Source organism: Streptomyces sp. CA-278952, from assembly GCF_028747205.1.
Classification (GTDB): domain Bacteria; phylum Actinomycetota; class Actinomycetes; order Streptomycetales; family Streptomycetaceae; genus Streptomyces.
Window position 1 is genome coordinate 5,449,496 of sequence record NZ_CP112880.1, and the last position, 22,358, is coordinate 5,471,853.

Genomic DNA, 22,358 nt, shown 5'->3' on the forward strand with positions numbered 1-22,358 from the left:
GAGGCCGTCATGCTGTCGATCGCGGGCGTCCTCGCCCAACGCATACGTATGGTTGCTCTGTGCTCACGGCCCGGCGGTCGTCCGATGACCGTGCCGTGCTACTTCTTGACGCGAACGGTCTTGGTGGAGCGCGTTTCGAGGGTCATCTCGTCCGCTTCCGCAACCTTCGCCTTCAGTCGCACAGTACCTGTCGCGGCATCGACGACGTCGACCACCTTCGAAAGCAGTTTCGCAGTGTCCTGGTTCCCGGACGCCGACGCCAGCTGCACCGCCCGGCCCAGTTTCGCCGTCGCGCCGTCGAAGTCGCCCGACTTGCGTGCGTCCAGGCCCTGCTGGATGACTTGTGCCAGTTCCGCCTGACCCGTGTAGTGCGCGACCTGCGGATTGATCGAGGTCGAGGCGACCATGTCGTCCGTCCAGACGGCCCGTACGAGCCCCTGTGACAGCGTCTGCGGAGCGCCCGCGCCCGAGGGATCGGGCAGGATCAGCGAGACCCTGGCGGCCAGCATCTCCTGGCCGATCCCCGCCTCCGGCACCAGGACGCACACGTGGTAGTCGCGGGACTCGTCGCCCCAGGAACCGGTCGGGTAGTCCCCGGCCCGGGGACCTGCCTCGGTCCGCCGCCCGGTCAGATCCGCGACCGTGGGCGCGACCTGCTTCACGAACCGGATCTCCACCCCGACCGGCGTCCAGAGCCGCAGCGCGACGTCCGCGACCTCCTTGCCCATGGCGTTCTCCATCATCCGCGTGAAGTCCTCGGCCAGGCCCGCCGGGTCGGCGACGATGTCGGCGGTACCGAGGAGGGCGGCGGCGATGGCGGTGACCTCCTTCACCTCCCAGTCGGTGCCCACCCCGCGGGCGTCGCAGGTGAACCGGCCGGCGCAGGAGTCCAGGGCCGCCCGCAGGTCCTCGGGAGCCTCGTGCTCGTTGCGGCCGTCGGTCAGCAGGATGCCGTGCCGGATGCCCACCTCGGCCGCGCCCAGCAGCCGGTCGGCCAGCCGCAGCCAGGTGCCGATCGCGGTGCCCCCGCCCGCGCTCAGCTTCCGCAGAGCCTCTTTGGCCTGGGCCTTCGTCTGCTGGTCGGCGACCGCGAGCCGCCCGTTGCCCGGATAGACGTCCTTGGCCACATGCGTTCCGGCGACCACCGCGAACCGGGTGCCCTCGCGCAGGGCGTCGATGGCCGCCGCCGTCGCGTCGCGCGCGTTGCGCATCTTCGTCGGCGGGTAGTCCATCGAGCCCGAGCAGTCGACCATCAGCACCACGGCCGCCTCGGGGCCCCGCCCCGGCCCGTGCGCGGGCGCCGGCGCCGAACCCGCCAGCGGTATGCCGCCGGTGGTGCCGCCGCCGGTCGAGGTCACCGTGACGATCGCGTTGACCTCACGACCGCCCTCGGGCAGGTACGCGTTCTGATACACCTCGACGGAGAACTGCGGCACGTTCGACTTGGAGAAGTTGGCCATCTGGTCGGCTCCTTGAGGCTCCACAGGGGATCAGGTGAAGAGGGGACGCGGGCGGCTGACACGGGGTCGGGGCAAGGACGGAAAACCGGCTCAAACGGTGTCGCAGGCCGATCCTGCCCCTTGCGGCCGTACGGCGAACGGCAGAAGCGCCACTGTTACGTTGTCGTGGCCCCCGCCGTCGAGAGCGTGGCCGACGAGCGCCTGGGCCGCGTGCAGCGGCTGTCGCTGGGCGTCGGCCGGGACGGCGGCGGCCATCTCCTCGGCGGATTCCGCGTAGTTCCACAGGCCGTCCGTGCACACGACCACCAGGCCCGGCCGGTCCGGCTTGAACGCGGCGGTGTGCGGCTCCAGTTCGTACGCGTCGGCGCCGAGCCAGCCGGTGATGGCGTGGGCACGCTCGTCCGCGTACGCCTCCGCCTCGTTCATCAGGCCGGCCGCCACCATCTGCGCGGCCCAGGAGTCGTCCTCGGTGAGCCGGGCGGTCGGCCGGGTCCGGTCCTCCGGCACCCAGTAGACCCGGCTGTCGCCGACCCAGCCGACGATCAGCAGACCGCCCGCCATGATCGCGCCGACCAGGGTGCAGGCCGGGGCGTTCTGGTGGCGGTGTGTGTCGTGCTCCCTCGCCCCGGCCGGTTCCTGCGCCAGGGCGTTGACCGCCTCGGACGCGGCGACGATCGCCTCGTGCATCGCCGTCTGCGGATGCGTACCGCGCGGCAGGGACTCCAGCAGCGCCTCGTTGGCGGCGCTCGCGGCGGCAGCCGAGGCCTCGTCGGGACGGCTCGCCGAGGAGACGCCGTCGCAGACGATCGCGACGACGGCGGGCGAGCCGTCCGGCAGCGCGGTGGAGGACACCGCGAAGGAGTCCTCGTTGCGGTGGTGGCGCAGGCCCCGGTCGCTGACGGCGGCCACCGCGTCGAGCTCCTGCTCCATGTGGTCGCGCTCACGGGGCTGGGCATGCCCGCAGTTCTCGCAGTAGCCGTCGGCGTCCACCCGGCCGGAGCGGCAGGCCACACAGACCTGCGCCCCGGGAGCAGGAGCGGCAGGCGCGGCGGCGTGCTCCGCCGCCCGGGGATCGGGCGCGGCCAGCGCGAAGTCACCGGAGGCCTCCGCACCGCCCGGGCCCGCCCGGTCGTCGTGGCGCACCTGGACGGCCGCGGCCTCCGGCCCACCCGCCCGCACCGGCTCGGGCGGTGACGCCGCGCCCCGCCCGGGCACCGCGTCCGGCGTGTCCGGCCCCGTCAGGGGCCTGCCGCCCGAGTCCGTCCCGGGCACGTCCGCCGGACGGACCACGGGCGCGGGCACGTCCGAGCTGTCGGCCTCCTCGGCGGCGGGCCACCGCACCGCACCGGCCGCCGGAGCGGCCGGAGGCACGGTGATGGCCATCGTGGGCCGGTCGTCGGGGCGTGCCGGAACGGCCGAGAGGTCGTAGCCGCACACCCCGCAGAACAGATCGCCCGCAGCCGGCGGTTCCTCGCAGCCCGGGCACTTCGGCAGGGCGGGCTGTTGGTGGCTCTGTGACATCTTCACACCCACGTCCGGGGGCGGAAACGGTTGGCCCGCTCCACCAGTTCGATCCTCTCGTCGCCCCGCTGCGCGAGCCGGGCGAGCATCCGGTACGAGCGTTCCAGCCCGAACCGCAGCCCCCGCTCGTTCAGTTCGGCGCCGAGCAGCTTGCCTGCCCCGGACGAACCGGCGGCCGGTCCGCCCGGCCCCGGGACACCGGGACTACCGGAGAGTACCCAGTCGAGCGCCTTGCCCAGCACCTCGGTCGACAACTGCTCGTGACGCACCGGGTCCAGACCGAAGGCGGCCAGCGCCGCCACCTGGACACCGGCGGCCGTCAGGTCGGCCAGCAGCGGCTCCCCGTGCGAGCGCTCGCGCAGCCGCGCCCGGACCGCGGCGACCCGGGCCGCCGTGTAGTGGATCGAGGCCTCCGGCACCGATTCCAGGGTGCTCACCGCCCCTCCCCGCTCACCGGCGGCGATCTGCACCCGGGCCAGGCCGAACGCGGCGCTGACGAACCCCGGGTCGGTCGCCCACACCAGGCGGTAGTACTCGGCGGCGTTGTCCAGCTGGCCCAGCACCTCCGCACAGATCCCGAGCGCCAGCTTGGGCGCCATCTCCCCGGGGAACGCGTCGTAGACCGCGTCGAAGGAGAGCGCCGCCGTCTCGTGGTCACCGGTCACCAGCGAGGTGACGCCCCGATACCAGACGACCCGCCAGTCGTCCGGGTGTTCACCCTCCAGGGTGGTCAGCGCACGGGCGGCCGAGTCGAGCTCCCGCATCTCCAGCCGGGCCCGCAGCTCCCGCAGCCGGGTCTCCAGCGAGGGGGCCGGCACCGTGCGCAGAGCTGTGATCAGCTCCGCCGGGGCGGAGGCCATGAGACCGGCGAGGAAACCGGCGTTCGCGTCCATCGCGTCGACCCGGGGGACCGGCAGCGCCAACGACGTGGCCCGCGTGTCGAACAGGGCGAGCAGAACGCCCCCGGAGGTCGCCCCGAAGGGGCCGTACGGTCCGGTCGCGACGTACGGCCCGGACGTGCCCGGGGCCGGCTCGGCCGCCCGGGGCGCCGGGACCGGAGCCTGTGCCGGGGGAGCGTACGCGAGCGGGGCGCCGCCCTGCGCCGAGCCCCGGACATGGGTCGGCGGCGCCGCCAGCGCAGAGGCCCCCGCCGGACCCGGCGGGTGGGCTCCCGCAGGACCGGGCGGCTGCGTGCCCACCGGCAGCGCCCCGGCCACCGCGGACGCCACGGCCCCCGGCGCGACCGGAGCCGCGCCACCGTGCGCCTGCCACGTGCCGCCCTGCGCCGGAACGCCGGACGGCGGGCTGCCGCGGCCCTTGCGGCGGCCCCGGAGCCCGCCACGCCCGGAGCCGGTCTCCCGGCCGCCCAGCCGCGAGACGTCGTCCGTCTGCCGGGCGAACAGCTCGGTGTCGATCACGCGCAGTTCCGCGCCGAACAGCGTCGACAGCGCGGGACGCGGCCGGCCCGTCTGGAGCGCCACGACCTCCCGCAGCACCCCCGTCAGCTGCTCGGCCATCTCCGCGGCGGAGGCGAACCGGCGGGCCGGGTCCGGGTCGGTGGCGCGCACCAGCAGCCGGTAGAACGACTCGTAGGTGCGGAACACCTCGATGTTGTCCGGGTCCGGCAGCGAGTCCGCGAAGACGTTCGTGTACCCCTGGAAGTCGAAGGTGAGGACCGCCAGCGTCCGGGCCACCGTGTAGAGGTCGGAGGCGACCGACGGGCCCACTTCCGCGACCTCGGGGGCCTGGTAGCCGACCGTCCCGTAGATGGCCGACTCCTCGTCGTCCATCCGGCGCACCGCGCCCATGTCGATCAGCTTGAGCTGGTCCTCGGTCTGGATCGCGTTGTCGACCTTGAAGTCGCAGTAGAGGAGGTTGCGGCTGTGCAGATGGCCGAGCGCCTCCAGCGCCTCGATCCCGTACGCGCAGGCATGCTCGACCGGCAGCGGGTCGCGCTTCCCGGCCGGGGTACGGCGCTCGTTGGCGATCTCCTTGAGCGCCTTGCCGCCGACGTACTCCATCACGATGTAGCCGTCGAGCGAGCCGGTCCGCTGGTCCAGGTGCTCGACGAAGTTGTAGATCCGGACGATGTTGGAGTGCTCGATCTCGGCGAGGAAGCGGCGCTCGGAGATCGCGGCGGCCATCGCGTCCTGGTCGCCGGTGTCCAACAGGCCCTTGAGGACCACCCAGCGGTCCGAGACGGCCCGGTCCACCGCCAGATAGACCCAGCCGAGCCCGCCGTGCGCCAGACAGCCCACGACCTCGTACTGGCCGTGCACGATGTCGCCGCCGCTCAGCTTCGGCACGAAGGAGTACGGGTGGCCGCACTTGGTGCAGAACCCCTCGGTGCGGCCCGGCCGCTCACCACGCGAACGGCCCACCGGCGCCCCGCAGTCCGAACGGGAGCAGAACCGCTTGCGCTCGGGCACCTCCGGGTTCTCCATCACCGCCGTGCGCGGATCGGGCCGGGGCACGTCCGGGACCTCCACCAGACCGACGCCGAGCCGCCCCCGGGCCGAGGCCGCCGACGTCGAGCCGGAGGAACGCACCGAGACCGAACGGGAGGTGGACGCCCCGGACAGCGAGCGCGACAGCCGGCCGGAGACCGAGCGGCGCGAGGTCGACGAACGGGACGAGGCACGTCCGGAGGCGCGGGAGCCGGAGCGCGCCGACGAGCTGTCCCGGCTGCTCGCCCGGCCACCCCCGGCGATTCCGGTCGGCGGCGAGGAGACCATGCCTGTCGGCGAGACGACCGGAGCCAGACCGCAGGTGTCGCAGTACAGCTCACCGCCGCCCATGTCCTCGTAGTTCCCCTCGCACGCGGGGCGCTGGCACTGCGTACTCATCGTGTCTCCCCCTCTTCGCCGGTGCCGGTGCCGGTGCCCGTCGACCGTCGGTCCTGCGGTCCGTCGGGCCGGCGCGGCGTCAGCATCTCGGCGACCGCGTGCTGGTAGCGCAGGACGGCCTGCTCGGCGACCCGCAGATCGCACGGCGCGCTCCACAGCATGCGGCGCGCCGCGTCGTACCGCTCGATCAGCACCGGATCCTCCGCCAGGCCGAGCCGGGCCACCTTCGCCCTGTACGCGTCGAGCCTGCCGCGCAGCTCCGCGCGGACCGCCAGCGGGGCCGTCACCGAGGTCAGCGACGCCCGGGCGCGCAGCAGTTCGTCCTCGGCCTCCTGCTCCAGCGACTCCAGCAACGGCGACAGCCGGTGCCACTGGGCGTACCTGCGGTGGTCCGCAGCCGCCGCCAGCCGCTCCTGGAGGGCGGTCGGCGGGCCGCTGACCGCGGGCACCTCGGAGGCGGCGATCTTGGCCAGCACCTCGCCGCGTGCCGCCCGTGCCTCCGTCAGGGTGCGGTCGGCCCGCGAGAGCACGTCCCGCAGCCGCACCAGCCGCGCCTCGGCGTCCTGCCGGACCGCGAGCACCGCCTCGATCTCCCGCCGTACGTCCTCCAGGGCGCGGGCCGCCCGGTCGTAGCGCGAGGTATCGGGGCGGCCGCCGCCCGGCGCGGCGCTGCCGGGCCCCGGCAGCCAGAACGCCAGCGGGTCGGAGATCACCTGCACCCGCAGCGTGGCCAGCTCCCCGGTGATCTCCGCCAGGTCGTCCCCGGCCGGATGCTCACCGGGCCGCACCCCCACGGAGTGCGCCAGCGAACGCGTGCGGTGCAGCTCGGCGGCGAGCAGATCGATCCGGGCGGGCAGCGCCGACCACACGGAGTCGGAGGAGACGACCATGTCCAGGGACCGGGCGTACAGCTCGTTCATCCGGGCGACCAGCTCCTGGAGGGAGAACCGCTCGGAGAGCCTGGCCGGCCCCGCGACCGTTGGCGGCGGCACGGCCCCCGGGTTGGCGACGGTGACGGCCTCGCCACGCAGCAGTTCGGTCAGCGCGGTGAGGTCGTCCCGGTTCGGGTGGCGCCGCCGCGCACGGATCTCCCGGGCCTCGGACAGGGCGCCGGCGTACGCGTCGAAGTAGCCCCACAGCAGGGTGATCGACTGCTCGGTCACGGCCCAGCGCTCCCGGGTGACGCCGGTCAGCTCGGCACCCTCCAGGAGCCGGCGGCCGGCATGGTCCTGGAGCGCGAGGAGCGAGGTCTCGATGGCCTCGTGCTCCGCACCGAGCCGGGCCAGCGCACGGTCCGCCTCCTCCCGGTCCATGACCGGGCCGGGGGGCCTCCCCGCGAAGCTGGGGAAGGATCCCGCGACGCCCATCGATCACCTCTCCGCTCTCCCCGCCGGGCCGGTGGGCCCGGCGGGATCGGTCTGTCTCGGTCTGCCGGCCCTGTCTCGGACCGCTCGCCCCGGTCCGTGCGCGTGGGTGCGCTCCGGGTCAGTCGCCCCGGTACTTGGGGGCGGGCGGACCCGCTATGCCGGGCAGTCCGCCCGCCAGCCACTTGCGGTACGACGTCATCCAGGGGCTGTTGTCGCCGCCGGCCCGGTAGTCGACGAGGACCTTGTTCACCCGGGCCACCAGGTCGTCGGCGCCCTTCTTCGTCGCGACGCCGTAGTACTCCGTGGTGAACGGGGCCTTCCCCTTGAGCTCCACCGCCGGGTCCTGCGCCGCCTGACCGGCCGCCAGGGCGTTGTCCGTGACGATCGCGTCGACCTCGCCGAGCTGGAGCCGCACCAGGCAGTCCAGCTGGTTGGGCACGGTCAGCAGGTCACGGTCGCGCCCGGTGCCGTCGAAGTCGTCCTTGTAGAGCGCCCCGAACGACTGCTTCTCCAGCGCCTCGTACGCCGTGGAGCCCTCGGCCGAGCAGACCCGCTTGCCCTTCAGCGACGCGTCGTAGCCGGTGATCGTCGACCCCTTCGGGGCGAGCACCTGCTGCCCGGCCTGGAAGTAGGCGGTGGAGAAGGAGACCTGCTCCAGCCGCTTGCAGTTGATCGTCATCGTCCGCACGACGACGTCGACCCGGTCGTTCTCCAGGGCGGCGATGCGCTGGTTGGTGGGGATCGCGCGGAAGATCACCGCGTCCGGGTCGCCCAGGACGTCCTTGGCGATGGCCCGCACCAGATCGATGTCGAACCCTTCCAGCTCCCGGGCCTCCGGATTGCGGTAGCCCCAGCGGAAGCTGTTCTGGTCGACGCCCGCGATCAGCTTGCCGCGCTCCTTGATCTTCTCGATGCCGGGTCCGTCGGCGCTCGACGCGGGCAGACTCGCCTCCGGCTCCGTGCACTCCTCGGCCCGTGCCTGGTCGGCCGTCACCGCTCCGCCGCCCGGGACGTCCGCTCCGGCCGCCCCGCCGCTGTGGTGGGCCAGCGGCAACAGGGTGACCGCCGCGGTCACCGCGCACGCCGCCGCCATCCCCGCCACGCCGCCCCAGCCGCGCAGGCCGCCGCGTGCGGAACGCTCCTTCGACCTGCTCATCGCTGCCCCTCTCACCGGTACTCCGAGAGCCTGCGGTTGACCCCGACGATCACGGCGGCGGCCCCCAGGACCGCCAGCGCCGCGGCGCCGATCGGCAGGCCCCGCAGGGCGCCCCGCCCGTCCTCCGCCGCCGCGGTGAACTCGTCCTGCTCATGCGCGAGCGCTTTCTCCAGCGCGGCGTCCACCCGCTGGAAGGACTGCCCGGTGGAGCTTTCGGTCCCGATGATCTGCTCCAGGGCGCCGTCGTAGTCGCCGCGGTCGTCCGTAGCACGCGCCTCGCGGTGGCGGGCCCCCCACTCGGCCACGCCCTTGGTCGCGTCGAGGACCGGCGCGTTCCCGCTCTCGTCGTCCGCGAGCCGGTCGGCCTTCTCCAACCGGTCCTTCACTGCCTTCATCCCCGTGCCGTAGTCCGCCTCGTACTGGTCGCCGGAGCCGTCGGGGGTCAGCACCGCACCGCGCGCCACCAGGGTGAGGTTCTCGTTGGCGCGCGCCTTCAGGGAGTTGATCCGCGCGTCGTTGAGCACATCCAGGGACGCCTGGCCGTGCACCATCGCCGACCGCAGCTCCGTACGGGCCACCGCGTGCCCCACGGCCAGCCAGAGCACCACCACCGAGGCGGCGGCCGTAGCCGCCAGCAGCCCGTGGTTCAGCACCCGGTTCGTCCGGCGGTAGGTGCGCCGCTGCATCCACCCCAGCGCGCCGAGCACCAGGATCCCGGCGCCGAGCGACAGGAGCGGCCACCGCCGGGCGTCGGCGGAGTCCGTCTCCAGCCGGCCCGTCTCCGCCGCGTACAGCCGCTCGGCGGCCGGCAGCATCTCGCCGGTCATCTTCTGGTTCGCGTACCGGAGGTAGGCGCCGCCCAGCGGCAGGCCCTGGCGGTTGTTGGCGCGGGCGCGCTCGATCAGGCCCGTGTAGACCGGGAGCAGCTTGTTGAGGGTGGCTATCTCACGGCTGGACGCGCTGTCGGAGCCGGTGTTCCCCGACGCCTTCACCAACAGCCGGGCCGCCTCCTCGATGTCCTTCCGATACTGCTCGTGCACGGCCTCGGGCTCCTGCGCACCCGCGAGGAACCCACTGGCCGCCGTCGTGTCCGCGTCCGCCAGGAAACGGTAGATGTCCGCCGCGTCGGCGCTGAGCGGCTGACTGCGGCTGACCACGTCGTCGGCCGACGACGCCCGCGACGAGATCTCCAGGGTGGTCACCGCGCCGAACGCCACGACCAGCAGGGCCAGGACGGCCCCGATGATCTGGAGCCGGCCGGGCTCGGTCGTCGCCACGGCGCGCAGACGCCCCGCCTGCCCGGCCCACGTGGTGCGGCGCTGTGCGTCCACGTCGGCGTGCGCGGACACCGGGTCCGGCGTGCGCAGCGTCTGCGTGCCGCCGCTCGGCGGATGTGTCACTCGGCCTCCCCCTCGGTCACTGACGGCGGGCCCCCGCCCCCGGCCCAGGGACGCGCGCCCGGCCAGAAGTATGGCCGCGGGGACGGACATCCACACCGGGAACGGCTGATTCCCACATCGGCCCCCGATCGGTCCCCTACATTGGTCCCGACATCAGTCCCGATATCGGTCCCCCCATCAGTCCCCGCATTCGATCAGGGCAGACGCGGCCGATCAAGGCAAGCGGTACAACGTGCCCTGATACATCCCCATAAGCGAACGGACTCCCCATCAGGTACACGTTTCAGGAGCCCGATCGGTTCCCTCGCACCCCGCGCGTGCCCGGCGTTCACCCGTACGAGGAACGTCCCCCCACGCGAACCGCGCGAGGGGACGCCCCCGTGACGTACGACGTGCTCCGGCCTCAGACGTACTGCGCGCGCAGCCTCCGGTGGACCTCCGGCGCCGCGCCCGTACGGTCCAGGCCCAGCAGCGCCGCGCCCAGCACCGGCGGCTCGGACACGACGCGCACCTCGGCCTTCGGGGCGCGCGCCGCGAGGAGTGCGGTGATCCGGTCGTTCAGCTGCGGGTGGCGCGCGGCCAGCACACTGCCGCCCAGCAGCACCGGAACCTCCTCCGCCAGCAGACCGAGCCGCCCCAGCGCCACCGAGGCCATTGCCACCACCTCCTCGGCCAGCCGCTCCACCAGCGCGAGGGCCACCGGGTCCCCGCCCGCGGCGGTCGCGAACAGCACCGGTGTCAGCTCGTGCCGCCGCGCCGACGGGATCCCGCCCCGGTGCAGCGCCTCGATGAGCGCGTACATCGAGTCGAGCCCGAAGTGGGCGGGCAGCGCACGGGCCAGCTCGGACGGTTCGCCGCGCCCGTCCTCGGCGCGCGCGGCGAACCACAGCGCCTCCTCCGCGAGCCCCGAACCGCCGCCCCAGTCACCGGACAGCCGTCCGATCGCGGGGAAGCGGGCGGTCCGCCCGTCCGGGGTCATGCCCACGCAGTTGATCCCGGCCCCGCACACCACCGCGACGCCCCGGGGCTCGTCCACCCCGGCGCGCAGGATCGCGAAGGTGTCGTTGCGCACCTCCACCGAGGAGCCCCAGCCGCGGGCCTGAAGGGCCGCGGCCAACTCGGCCTCCTCGACCGGCAGATCGGCGTTGGCCAGGCACGCGGAGACATGGGCGGACGCGCCGAACGGGCCACCGGCGTCCGGCAGCTCCGCGACGGCCCGCTCCAGCGCGGCGGCCAGCACGTCGATCGCCGCCTCCACCCCGACCACGGGCGGCTGGAAGCCGCCGCCGCGTGCCGTGGACAGCACGGTGCCGTCCTCGCCGATCAGTGCCACGTCGGTCTTGCTGTTGCCCGCGTCGATGGCGACGACCGACACGTTCACGCCCACGAAAGGTGCTCCCGGTTGTGCGCGATCAGCCGGTCGGTGAGCCCCTCGGCGTACGCGTACTGGCCGACCAGCGGGTGGGCGAGGAGCGCCTTGAAGACCCGGTCCCGGCCGCCGCGCAGCGCGGCTTCCAGGGCGAGGTCCTCGTACGCCGTCACGTTGGCGATCAGTCCGGCGTACAGCGGGTCCAGCGCGGAGACGGCCAGCGGTGTCGCGCCGTCGTGTCCGACCCGGGCCTGGACCTCGATCACCGCGTCGTCCGGGAGGAACGGCAGCGTCCCGTTGTTGTACGTGTTGACCACCTGGACCGGGGAGCCGCCGTTGCCCAGCAGGGAGGCCGCCAGGTCCACGGCCGCCTCCGAGTAGAACGCGCCGCCGCGCTTGGCGAGCAGCTCGGGCTTCTCGTCCAGCGTCGGGTCGCCGTACATCGCGAGGAGTTCCTTCTCCATCGCCGCGACCTCGGCGGCCCGGGACGGCTTGGTGCCGAGCTCCCTGACCACCTCGTCGTGGGAGTAGAAGTAGCGCAGGTAGTAGGAGGGGACGACGCCGAGCCGGTCGACGATCTGTCGGGGCATGTGGAGGTCGTCGGCGATGGCGTCGCCGTGCTCGGCGAGCAGCTTCGGCAGGACGTTCTCGCCGTCCGGGCCGCCGAGGCGCACCCCCAGCTCCCAGGTCAGGTGGTTGAGCCCGACGTGGTCGAGGTGCACCTCGGAGGGGGTCACGTCCAGCAGCCGGGCGAACTTCCGCTGGAAGCCGATCGCCACGTTGCACAGGCCGACGGCCTTGTGCCCGGCCTGGAGCAGGGCGCGGGTGACGATGCCGACGGGGTTGGTGAAGTCGATGATCCAGGCGTCCGGGTTGGCGCGGCGGACCCGCTCGGCGATGTCCAGGACGACCGGCACGGTGCGCAGGGCCTTGGCGAGGCCGCCGGCGCCGGTGGTCTCCTGGCCGACGCAGCCGCACTCCAGCGGCCAGGTCTCGTCCTGGTTGCGCGCGGCCTGTCCGCCGACGCGCAGCTGGAGCAGGACCGCGTCGGCGTCGGCGACGCCCGCGTCGATGTCGGTGGTGGTCGTGATTTTCCCGGCGTGGTCCTGCTTGGCGAAGATCCGCCGGGCGAGACCTCCCACCAGCTCCAGGCGGTCGGCCGCCGGATCGACGAGCACCAGCTCCTCGATCGGCAGCGTGTCCCGCAGCCGGGCGAATCCGTCGATCAGTTCAGGGGTGTAGGTGGACCCGCCACCCACTACTGCGAGCTTCATCATCAGCCCTTTACTCCGGTCAGTGTGACGCCCTCGACGAATGCCTTCTGGGCAAAGAAGAAGACGGCGATCACGGGGGCCATGACCAGAACGGTCGCGGCCATGGTCAGGTTCCAGTCGGTGTGGTGTGCGCCCTTGAAGGATTCGAGGCCGTAACTGAGCGTCCAGGCGGCCGGGTTCTCGGAGGCGTAGATCTGTGGTCCGAAGTAGTCGTTCCAGGCGGCGAAGAACTGGAAGAGGGCGATGGCCGCGATGCCGGGCTTGGCCATCGGCAGGACGACCTTCATCAGCGTGCGGAACTCACCGCAGCCGTCGACCTTGGCGGCGTCCAGGTACTCGTTCGGGATGGTCAGCAGGAACTGCCGCAGCAGGAAGATGGAGAACGCGTCGCCGAAGGCCATCGGGATGATCAGCGGCCACAACGTGCCGGACAGGTCCATCTGCTTCGCCCAGAACAGGTACATCGGGATGATGATGACCTGCGGCGGCAGCATCATCATCGAGATGACGAGCATCAGCGACAGCCTGCGGCCCCGGAAGCGGAACTTCGCCAGCGCGTACGCCACCGGGACGGACGAGACGACGGTGAGGACGGTGCCGACGCCCGCGTACAGCAGGGTGTTGCGCCACCAGGTCAGAAAGCCCGGGGTGTTGAAGACCCGCTCGTAGTTGTCCCACTCCCAGGTGTTCGGGGTGAGGTCGCGGGTCAGCGCCTGCTGGTCGCTCATCAGCGAGGTCAGCACCACGAAGACGAACGGCAGCACGAAGAAGAGCGCGGCGGCGATCCCGAGCGAGTGCACGGCGATCCAGTGCAGCAGCGCCTTGCGGCGGGCGGTGCGCGCGGCGGGGGTCGGTGGAGAGTTCTTCGGCGGGGCGGTGGCGGTCTTGTCGACGGCGTCGAGGAGGTGGGTCATGGCTCAGTCACCGGCCTGGATCAGGTTGTTGCGGCCCCGCATCAGCAGCGCGGTGAAGGCCATGGCCAGGGCGAACAGGACGAGGGCGACGACACAGGCGGCGCCGTAGTCGAAGCGCTGGAAGCCCAGGTTGTAGACGAGCTGCGGGAGCGTCAGTGTCGACTTGTCGGGATAGCCGGGTTCGAAGGACTGCCCGGAGCCGCCGATGACACCGGACGCGACCTTTCCGGCGACGAGCGGCTGCGTGTAGTACTGCATCGCCTGGATGACGCCCGTCACCACGGCGAACAGCACGATCGGCGAGATGTTCGGCAGGGTCACGAAGCGGAACTTCTGCCAGGCGGACGCGCCGTCCAGCTCGGCCGCCTCGTACTGCTCGGTCGGGACGTCCAGCAGCGAGGCCATGAAGATGACCATCAGGTCCCCGATGCCCCACACCGCGAGCATGGTGAGCGCCGGCTTGGACCAGGTGGCGTCGTTGAACCAGCCCGGCGTCGGCAGCCCCAGGTCCCCGAGGATCGCGTTGACGGGCCCGGTGCCGGGGTTGAGCAGAAAGACGAAGGCGAGCGTCGCGGCGACCGGAGGGGCCAGGTACGGCAGGTAGAACAGGGTCCGGAAGACCCCGGTCCCCGTCTTGATCTTCGTGATCAGCATCCCGATGCCGAGGCCGAAGACGACCCGGCAGGTGACCATGACGAGGACCAGCCACAGGGTGTTGCGCAGCGACGGCCAGAACATCGGATAGTCGCTGAAGACGTAGGTCCAGTTGGTCAGCCCGTTGAAGACCGGCGCCCCGAAGCCGTCGTACTGGGTGAAGGAGAAGTAGACGGTCGAGATCATCGGATACGCGAAGAAGACCGAGAACCCGATCAGCCACGGCGACATGAAGGCCGCCGTGCGCAGCGCCGACCTGCGACGCTTGGAGCGGAGTGTGTGCGTCGTCATCGTCGGGCTACTTGGCCTTGGCGATGTCGGTGTCGATCTGCTGCGCGGTCTTCTCCAGACCGGCCTTCAGGTCCTTCACCGCGCCCTTCTCGTACTGGTAGCCGAAGTCCTGGAGCGTCAGCTGGTACGTCGACCCGTTGACGGCCCCGTCCGAGGTGCTGGACTCGGGGTGCTGGGCGATGTCCAGGAAGGTCTTGAACCGCGGGTCGAACTTCAGGTCGGGCGACTTCAGGGCATCGAGGGTGGACGGCACGTTGCGGATGCCGTTGGCGAAGGCGACGACCGCCTCGGTGTCGCTGGTCATGTACTTCACCAGCTCCCACGCGGCGTTCTGCTTCTTGCTGGTCGGCGCGATGCCCACGATGGTGCCGGAGAGGAAGCCCTTGCCGTAGCTGTCGGCCTCGTCGTCGGCGACGGGCATCGGCGCGACGCCGATCTCGAAGCCGGCCTTGGCGCTCTCGGCCATCCCGAGCCGCCACTCGCCGTCCAGCTGCATGGCGACCTGCCCGGTGTGGAACGGGTGCTTGGCGCCCCACTCGTCGCCGAAGGTGCCGCGGTACTTCTCCAGCTTGTCGTAACCGCCGAGCTCCTCGACGAGCTTCTTCTGGTACGTGAACATCTCCGCGAACGCCGGGTCCTTGGCGATGTTGGACTTGCCGTTCTCGTCGAAGTACGTGTGGTCCCACGAGGACATGTAGTGGCTGGCGACGGTCTCGTAACCGTGGAAGGTCGGCATGAAACCGAGCTGCTCGTAGCTGTCACCCTTTTCGACGGTCAGCTTCTTCGCGACGCTCGCCAGCTCCGACATGGTCTTCGGCGGCGCGGTGATGCCGGCCTTCTCGAAGGCGTCCTTGTTGTAGTAGAGGCCGTAGGCGTCGGTGAGCAGCGGCAGGGCGCAGCGCTTGCCCTCGAACTGGGTGTAGTCCAGGAGGACCTTCGGGAAGGTCTTCTCCAGGTCGAGCTTCGACTTCTCGATGAACGGCTTCAGGTCCGCGAACGCGCCGGACGAGCAGAACTTGCCGACGTTGGCGGTGGTGAAGGAGGAGACCACGTCGGGCCCGTCCGAACCGCCCGCGCGCAGCGCCTGGTTGAGCTTGTCGTCGTTGATGTTGCCGGAGACCTTCACCGTGATGTTCGGGTGGGCCTTCTCGAACCGGTCGATGTTGTCCTTGACCGCCTTCACCTCGGCGGGCGCGCTCCAGCCGTGCCAGAAGTTGATCGTGGTCTTCGCGTCCGGGTCGTCGGAGGCCCCGGCCTCGGACTGGCCCGTACACGCGGTGGCGAGCACCGATATCGCGGCGACGGCGACGGCGGTGGTGGTGAGACGGCTTGTGCGCATGACAAAACTCCCAGGGACGGGGAAGAGGCAGACGACGGGGGACGGGGAACGGGGGACGGGCGTGGTTCAGCGCGAGGTGTCGAACACTTCGTCGCGGGTGTCGGCGAGCGCCCTCTCCAGGGCGCCGCGCAGGACGGGGGTGCGGTCGATCTCGCCGACCACCAGCCGAGGCCGGGAGGCGGCGAGCTCGGCCAGCTCGGACTGGATCAGGGAGCGCAGGATCTCGCCGCCCGCCGCGACCGCTCGGCCGGAGAGCACGATCAGCCCGGGGTCCAGGACGGCGGTGACGGAGGCGAGGCCGGTGGCGAGCCGCTGGGCGTACTGGCGCAACAGCTCGGTGAGCGCCTCGTCCCGCTCGTACGCGTCGGCCGCCCGCGCCAGCAGATCCGCGGCGACCTTCGCGTACGGCTGCTGCGGGGTGTCGACGCCCAGCGCCTTCGCGAGCCGGGGCACCGCCTGGGCGCCCGCCAGCTCCTGGAAGCCGCCGCTGTTGGCCTTGACGACCTGGCGCACGAGCGGGGTGCCCGGCACCGGCAGGAAGCCGACCTCGCCCGCGCCGCCGGTGAAGCCGCGGTGCAGCCGGCCGTTGATGACGAGGGCGGCGCCGAGGCCCTCCTCGTTCCACAGCAGGACGAAGTCCTCGTGGCCGCGGGCCGCGCCCAGGCGCTGCTCGGCGACGGCGACCAGGTTGACGTCGTTCTCGTACTCCACCGGCATCGGCAGGAACGCGGCCAGCTCGTCCAGCAGGGTGGGGGAGTGCCAGCCGGGCAGGTGCGAGGCGTACCGCAGCCGTCCGGTGCCGGGGTCGAAGGCGCCCGGGGTGCCGATGACGACCCGGTGGACGTCGGCGCGGGTGAGCCCGGCGTCCTTCACCGCCCCGTCCAGCGCGTCGGCGACCTGGCGCACCACGCTGTCGGCGCGCCGGCCCGGGGTCGCCAGCTCGAACTCCCCGACGGTCTGTCCGGTCACGTCCGCGACGGCGGCGACGATACGCCGGCCGTTCACGTCGAGCCCGGCCACATGGGCCGCCCGCGCGTTCACCGTGTAGAGCTGCGCGTTGGGCCCGGGGCGCCCCTCGCTGGTCCCGGTGGCGACGACGAGTCCGGCCGCCTCCAGCCGGGCCAGGAGCTGGGACGCGGTGGGCTTGGAGAGGCCGGTCAGCTTCCCGATCCGGGTCCGGGAGAGCGGCCCGTGCTCCAGCAGCAGATCGAGGGCGGCCCGGTCGTTCATGGCCCGCAGCACCCGTGGTGTGCCCGGGGTGCCGGGTGCGCCGGGAGTGGTTCCCGCCATCGTGGATGCACCGCCCTCTGTTCGGGGACCTCCGGAGCGGATCCGGAGAAACTCTGTTAGGAAAGTTTCCTATTCGGTTGGGAGGACGGTAGGCCGCAGGTCACCGGGGCGTCAATGGGTGACCCCCGTCCGGCAATCAAAGTGTTACCCGGCACGGCGACGCCCCCGGCCGCCACCCTGGGGTCCAGGAGGCGGCCGGGGGCGTCGCGGCAGGGGTTGCTCGTCCAGGTTCGGCGGCTACTTGCTCAGGTTCGTCGCCGGCGGTATCGGCGTCGCCGCCAGCGACTGCGGGGAGACGGCCGAGGCGTACGCGGAGGGGGCCGCCATCGCGGCCGTCGGGTCCGCCGTGGACGCGCCCTCCGGCTGGAGCGGCACCGTGCCGACCATCCGGATGCCCGCCTCGTCCAGCGCCTGCTTGATGCGCCAGCGCAGCTCGCGCTCCACTCCGAGCGCCTTGCCCGGCATCGTCTTGGCGGTGACGCGGACGGTCATGGAGTCCAGCAGGACCTCGTCCAGGCCGAGCACCTCCACCGGGCCCCACAGCCGCTCCGACCAGGGTTCTTCCTTCGTCATCGTCTCGGCGGCCGTGGCGATCGCCTGGCGGACGTGCTCCAGCTTCTCCGTCGGACGCACCGTGACGTCGACCCCGGCCGTGGACCAGCCCTGGCTGAGGTTGCCTATCCGCTTCACCTCGCCGTTGCGGACGTACCAGATCTCGCCGTTGTCGCCGCGCAGCTTGGTGACGCGCAGCCCCACCTCGATGACCTCGCCGGAGGCCACGCCCGCGTCGACGGCGTCCCCGACCCCGTACTGGTCCTCGAGGATCATGAAGACGCCGGAGAGGAAGTCCGTGACCAGGTTGCGGGCGCCGAAGCCCAGAGCCACGCCCGCGACACCGGCGGAGGCGAGGAGCGGCGCCAGGTTGATCTTGAAGGCGCCCAGGACCATCAGGGCGGCCGTGCCCATGATCACGAACGAGGCCACCGAACGCAGCACCGAGCCGATCGCCTCCGACCGCTGGCGTCTGCGCTCGGCGTTCACCAGCAGCCCGCCCAGCGCCGTGCCCTCCACCGCCTGGGCGCCGCGGTTCATCCGCTCGATCAGATTGGTCAGGGCGCGCCGGATCAGATAACGCAGCGTGATCGCGACCGCCACGATCAGCAGGATGCGCAACCCGGTGCTCAGCCAGGTGGACCAGTTCTCCTCGACCCAGCCCGCGGCGTTCCCGGCCTGTTCGGCGGCTTCGCCCAGCGAGCCACCCGGCTCGGGAGACGGGGCTGCGGCCAAGAGGACGGACAGCGACACGACAGGGACCTCCAGGGGGACGACGGCTGGTCGTAACACTAACGAAGCCGGGGGAGTGGATCGTTGCCGTCGTGGGAAGAGAGAGAGGTCTCACCGGGAACACCTCCGCTGTGGCCGATCGCACAGTGCGGACGGCCGCCCAGGTGAAACACCTGTTCGGCACCGCCGAACGCCGCGTGGAGCCCGGAGTGAGAAAAATCCTCTCGGCCCGTTACTCGTACGTGGTGGCGCTTTGACCAGGCATGAGGAGAGACTGAGATCGGATCGTCCCGGCGCGAGCCACGCGCCGCCGGCGTACAAGGAGGCATCCACCGTGCCGCACGTCCTGGTTCTCAACGCGTCGTACGAGCCGCTCGGCGTCGTACCGCTCCGCCGCGCGCTCGTCCTCGTCCTGGAGAACAAGGCCATCTGCCTTGAAGAGTCCGGCTCCTTCCTGCACAGTGCCACCCGTGCCGTGCCCGCACCCAGTGTGGTCCGGCTCAAGCGCTTCGTCCGCGTCCCCTACCGGGGCCCCGTCCCCCTGACGCGACGGGCGCTGTTCGCCCGGGACGGCGGGCGCTGCATGTACTGCGGGGCCGCCGCGACCAGCGTCGACCACGTCATCCCGCGCAGCCGCGGCGGACAGCACGCCTGGGACAACGTGGTGGCGGCCTGCCGCCGCTGCAACCACGTCAAGGCCGACCGCCATCTGCCCGAGCTCGGCTGGCGGCTGCGCCACCAGCCCGCCCCGCCGACCGGCCTGGCCTGGCGGATCATCGGGACCGGACACCGCGACCCGCGCTGGCTGCCGTACTTGCAACCGTTCGGCGCGGACGACGTGATGGCCCGGATCGACGGCGTGTCCGCCTGAGATTCGGGTCTTCGCCGTTCCCCCCCCGTACGTACGGAGAGTCAACCTGTCCGTAGGGGGTCAGTCCGTACGTACGCGGTCAGTCTGTACGTACGCGGTCAGTCGTCCACGACCGCGTACGCCTCCACCGACCAGAGCGAGTAGCCGTACTCCGTCGCCCGGCCCTCACCCTGCACCCGGATGAACCGGGTGCCCTTCGCGTCCATCCGGACCGACTCGCGCCCGCCCCGGCCCTCCGTCACCGTCGCGGCGGTGCGCCAGACGCGGCCGTCGGCGGAGACCTGTATCCGGTAGCGGGAGGCGTACGCGTCCTGCCAGTTCAGCACCACCTGGCCCAGCCGCACCGGCTCCGGCAGCTCGGCCCCCCACCAGGCCCCGTCCTCCACCGGCGAGGACCACCGGGTCTCCGGATCGCCGTCGGAGGCCGCCGACGCGGGGAAGTCCGGGGTTTCGTCGCCGGACGACGAGGCCTTCGCCGTACGCGCCAGATCCGGGCCGCCCGTACGCGGGAAGGCCCGCACGGTCAGCGTGGACTCCTGGCCGCCGAAGGTCAGCGGGACCTCGTACTCGCCGGCCGGGGTGTCCGCCGGGACCGTGATGTCCACGGGCACGTCGGTGCGCGATCCGCGCGGCACGGTCGTCTGCTTCGGGACCCGCACCTCGATGCCCTCGGGGGCCTCCGCGGTGAGCTTGCCCTTCACCTCGACCGGACGCCGCCCGGCCAGCCGGGCCTTGACCCGCTGGGGCTCGCCGCCGATCTCGGCGTCCGTCTCGCCGCGCTTCAGGTCGAGCGTGGCGGCGGGCTCGTCGCCGAACCACGGCACCAGGGCGCGCACCTGCGGGGAGCCCGCCACGACGGCGGGGGAGCGGGGCAGGGTGGGGCTGAGGTACGAGGGCGGGGCGGTCCGCGCGGCCTCCGGCACGGTGACCCGTACGGCGTCCGCGCGCAGCCCCTTCGCGGCGGTCTGGGTCCAGCCGCTCGGCGAGAGCTTCCCCAGCGCCCGCCACCCCTCACCGGGCACGTGGGCCTCCACGACCGCGTCGGTGAGGGCGGATCCGGGCTCGGCGAGCGCCGTGACGGCCTCCACCGGGCGGGGTCCGGCCAGCCGGACCGTATAGCTGTGCGCGTCCTTCGTGACCCGTCCCGAGGCGCGGTCGGTGCCGTTCCATCCGGCGGCCACCTTCGCCGCCTTGTCCAGGAACGGGTCCAGCACGCCCTCGCCGACCGTGGCCCGGCTCGCCTCGATCTCCTCGCGCAGCGGCTCCAGGGCCAGTTGGACGCGCCAGGCGGCGGCGCCGTCCCCGGCGGCCTGGGCCTGGAGCAGGTCCACCGCGAGCTCACCGGCCCGGCCGTAGCGGGCCAGCTGCTCCGTCCAGGGGCGCACCTCTTCGGTCAGCCGGCCGTCGGCGGGGGTCTTCAGCCGATCGGGGGCCCCGCGCATCACGGAGAAGGCCGCGCGCAGCTCGGCCGCCGCCCGGTCCCGGCGGGGGGCGTCCGCGCGGGTGTTCCAGAACGCGTCGAACAGGGGCTGGAGGTAGGCGGACTCCTCCGCGCCGAGCACCGAGCCCGCGCTGTTCCCGGCCAGCGCCAGCAGCGCCTCCCGGGCGCCCGCGTCCCCGCCCGCCAGATCCTCGACGGCAGCCCGCCACGACTCGTCCGGGCGGTAGCCCTTCGGGTTCCAGGCGAAGTCGGCGGCGGTGAACAGCGGGATCCGCGAGGCGGACGCCTGCTCCATCGCGTTGGCCAGCAGCGCCGCCGAACCGCTCGCCACCGCCGGGTCCCGGCCGGTGTAGGGGCCGAGGAAGATGCGGTCCTGGGCGTAGTCGTTGACCGGGTAGTTGTCCATCGTCACCAGCGGGTGGCGGAACGCGGCGCGGGCTCCGGCCAGTTCAGCGCCGGTGATCTTCTTCGGCACCACCCCGACACCGGTCCAGGCCACCTGCACCCGGTCGTCCAGCTCGGCCGCCAGCGCGGTGCGGTAGTCGGTGGCCCCGTCCTGGTAGAACTCCGTCGGCAGCACCGACAGGGGGGCCGCGTCCGGGTGCCGTTCCTCCAGATGCCGGGCGAGGGCGCCCGCGACCCGGGCCTGCGCGCGGGCCGCCGCCTTCGGACCGCTGCCGAAGGTCTCCGCGTCCAGGTCGCAGTGCCACTCGCTGTAGCTGACGTCCTGGAACTGGAGCTGGAAGACCCGGATGCCCAACGCCCACATGGCGTCGATCTTCTTCGTCAGCGCCCGGGCGTCCTGGTCCGAGGCCATGCACATCGCCTGGCCGGGGGAGACCGCCCAGCCGAGCGTGACGTGCTCGGCGCGCGCCCGCTCGGCGATCGCCCGGAACTCGGCCCGCTTCTCGGCCGGGTACGGCTCGCGCCAGCGCGCCAGCCGGTAGGGGTCGTCGCCCGCCGCGTAGAGATAGCGGTTCTGCTTGGTGCGGCCCATGAAGGAGATCTGGGCGAGCCGCTCCTCGCGCGTCCACGGCTCTCCGTAGAACCCCTCGGCCATGCCGCGTACGGCGGTTCCCGGCCAGTCCCGTACCGTCACGCCGGCCACCGAGCCGTCGGCGATCAGCTGGCGCAGGGTCTGGACGGCGTGGAAGAGGCCGTCCGCGCCGAGCCCGTCCAGCGCGACGGTGGCGCGTCCGGAGACCTGGCCGACCGCGATCCGGTAGCCGCCCGACGGCAGATCGGCCCGGTCGGGGGCGCGCAGCGCCCGCAGTGCGTCGGCGGCTCCGCTGCCGCCGACGCGGACCACCGGCCCGCCGCCCGGCAGGCTCTCGTGCAGGGTCCGGACGCCCGCCCCGCGCAGCAGGGTGCGTGCCTGTTCGACGGCGTGACGATCGGCGTCCGGCGCGGCGACGAGCGTGGCCTCGGAGCCCAGCGGGACGGCGGGCCCGGTGGTCTTCATGCTCTGCGGCCGGGGCCAGACGGGCGGGGTCCGCGCGCTGTCGGCGCGGTCGGCCGAGCCGGCAGCGGGCCTGCCGGGGTCGGCGGGAGCGGCCGTCGCGGCCGGGGCGACGGAGACGGATCCGAGGAGTCCGCCGATCACGGCGGCGGCCACGGCCGTTGCCTGCCTTCTGCGCCCGATCCGCACGTCGCGCTCCCCTTCGTAACGACCAACTGCCGGCGATGGACCGCCGCCGTGCCGATCCCTCGGACCGCGGGCGGTGGCCCCGGCGGGCTCCGAGCCCACCACCCGCGCGCGAGGGTGTCAATGCGCATGGCCGTTCTGCCGTATTTGCCGGGAATAGCGACGCCTTCGAGCCCTCTGGGGCTGGTGTGGCGGCCGGGATTGGCTGAAAACAGCCCATACCTGCCGTCCGGGGG

Annotated in this window: 15 protein-coding genes; 1 reads left to right on the forward strand and 14 read right to left on the reverse strand. The window is 72.6% G+C overall.

Annotation, left to right across the window (positions count from 1 at the left end):
• Positions 1 to 98: 98 nt before the first annotated feature.
• From N7925_RS24410 to N7925_RS24470, 13 genes are all read right to left on the reverse strand, one after another.
• The gene (locus N7925_RS24410) at positions 99 to 1,460 is read right to left on the reverse strand and encodes a vWA domain-containing protein (protein WP_274345163.1); all 1,362 of its coding nucleotides are present in this window, start codon (positions 1,458 to 1,460) and stop codon (positions 99 to 101) included.
• A gap of 90 nt (positions 1,461 to 1,550) precedes the next feature.
• Complete coding sequence (locus tag N7925_RS24415) at positions 1,551 to 2,981, reverse strand: PP2C family protein-serine/threonine phosphatase (protein ID WP_274345164.1); 1,431 nt, start codon at positions 2,979 to 2,981, stop codon at positions 1,551 to 1,553.
• Positions 2,982 to 2,983: 2 nt separating this feature from the next.
• Positions 2,984 to 5,827, reverse strand: a complete 2,844-nt coding sequence (locus N7925_RS24420) for a serine/threonine-protein kinase (RefSeq protein WP_274345165.1) — start codon at positions 5,825 to 5,827, stop codon at positions 2,984 to 2,986.
• Positions 5,824 to 7,194, reverse strand: coding sequence for a hypothetical protein (locus N7925_RS24425; RefSeq protein ID WP_274345166.1), 1,371 nt, complete (start codon positions 7,192 to 7,194; stop codon positions 5,824 to 5,826). Before N7925_RS24425 ends, N7925_RS24420 begins: the two co-directional genes overlap by 4 nt.
• A gap of 118 nt (positions 7,195 to 7,312) precedes the next feature.
• Positions 7,313 to 8,350 (reverse strand): glutamate ABC transporter substrate-binding protein, encoded by a 1,038-nt coding sequence (locus N7925_RS24430; protein ID WP_265601593.1) that lies wholly within the window; start codon positions 8,348 to 8,350, stop codon positions 7,313 to 7,315.
• A gap of 11 nt (positions 8,351 to 8,361) precedes the next feature.
• Entirely contained in the window at positions 8,362 to 9,750 is a 1,389-nt protein-coding gene (locus tag N7925_RS24435) for a hypothetical protein (protein ID WP_274345167.1), read from the reverse strand.
• Positions 9,751 to 10,153: 403 nt separating this feature from the next.
• Complete coding sequence (locus tag N7925_RS24440) at positions 10,154 to 11,137, reverse strand: N-acetylglucosamine kinase (RefSeq protein ID WP_274345168.1); 984 nt, start codon at positions 11,135 to 11,137, stop codon at positions 10,154 to 10,156.
• A complete protein-coding gene (locus tag N7925_RS24445) occupies positions 11,128 to 12,393 on the reverse strand; it encodes a 6-phospho-beta-glucosidase (protein WP_274345169.1) in 1,266 nt (421 codons plus the stop codon). The genes N7925_RS24440 and N7925_RS24445 overlap by 10 nt, the downstream gene beginning before the upstream one ends.
• A gap of 2 nt (positions 12,394 to 12,395) precedes the next feature.
• Entirely contained in the window at positions 12,396 to 13,307 is a 912-nt protein-coding gene (locus N7925_RS24450) for a carbohydrate ABC transporter permease (RefSeq protein WP_274345170.1), read from the reverse strand.
• 3 nt (positions 13,308 to 13,310) lie between these two features.
• The gene (locus N7925_RS24455; RefSeq protein WP_274345171.1) at positions 13,311 to 14,252 is read right to left on the reverse strand and encodes a carbohydrate ABC transporter permease; all 942 of its coding nucleotides are present in this window, start codon (positions 14,250 to 14,252) and stop codon (positions 13,311 to 13,313) included.
• A 7-nt stretch (positions 14,253 to 14,259) separates the two neighbouring features.
• Positions 14,260 to 15,591 (reverse strand): ABC transporter substrate-binding protein, encoded by a 1,332-nt coding sequence (locus N7925_RS24460; protein ID WP_274345172.1) that lies wholly within the window; start codon positions 15,589 to 15,591, stop codon positions 14,260 to 14,262.
• 66 nt (positions 15,592 to 15,657) lie between these two features.
• Entirely contained in the window at positions 15,658 to 16,881 is a 1,224-nt protein-coding gene (locus N7925_RS24465) for an ROK family transcriptional regulator (RefSeq protein WP_265601600.1), read from the reverse strand.
• A 237-nt stretch (positions 16,882 to 17,118) separates the two neighbouring features.
• The gene (locus tag N7925_RS24470; protein WP_274345173.1) at positions 17,119 to 18,186 is read right to left on the reverse strand and encodes a mechanosensitive ion channel family protein; all 1,068 of its coding nucleotides are present in this window, start codon (positions 18,184 to 18,186) and stop codon (positions 17,119 to 17,121) included.
• Positions 18,187 to 18,499: 313 nt separating this feature from the next.
• On the opposite strand from N7925_RS24470, the gene N7925_RS24475 reads away from it, so the two are divergent.
• Complete coding sequence (locus tag N7925_RS24475) at positions 18,500 to 19,036, forward strand: HNH endonuclease (protein ID WP_003969129.1); 537 nt, start codon at positions 18,500 to 18,502, stop codon at positions 19,034 to 19,036.
• A gap of 98 nt (positions 19,037 to 19,134) precedes the next feature.
• On the opposite strand, the gene N7925_RS24480 is transcribed toward N7925_RS24475, so the two are convergent.
• Positions 19,135 to 22,125: a beta-N-acetylglucosaminidase domain-containing protein gene (locus N7925_RS24480; RefSeq protein WP_274345174.1), complete on the reverse strand. Its 2,991-nt coding sequence runs from the start codon at positions 22,123 to 22,125 to the stop codon at positions 19,135 to 19,137.
• Positions 22,126 to 22,358: the final 233 nt, after the last annotated feature.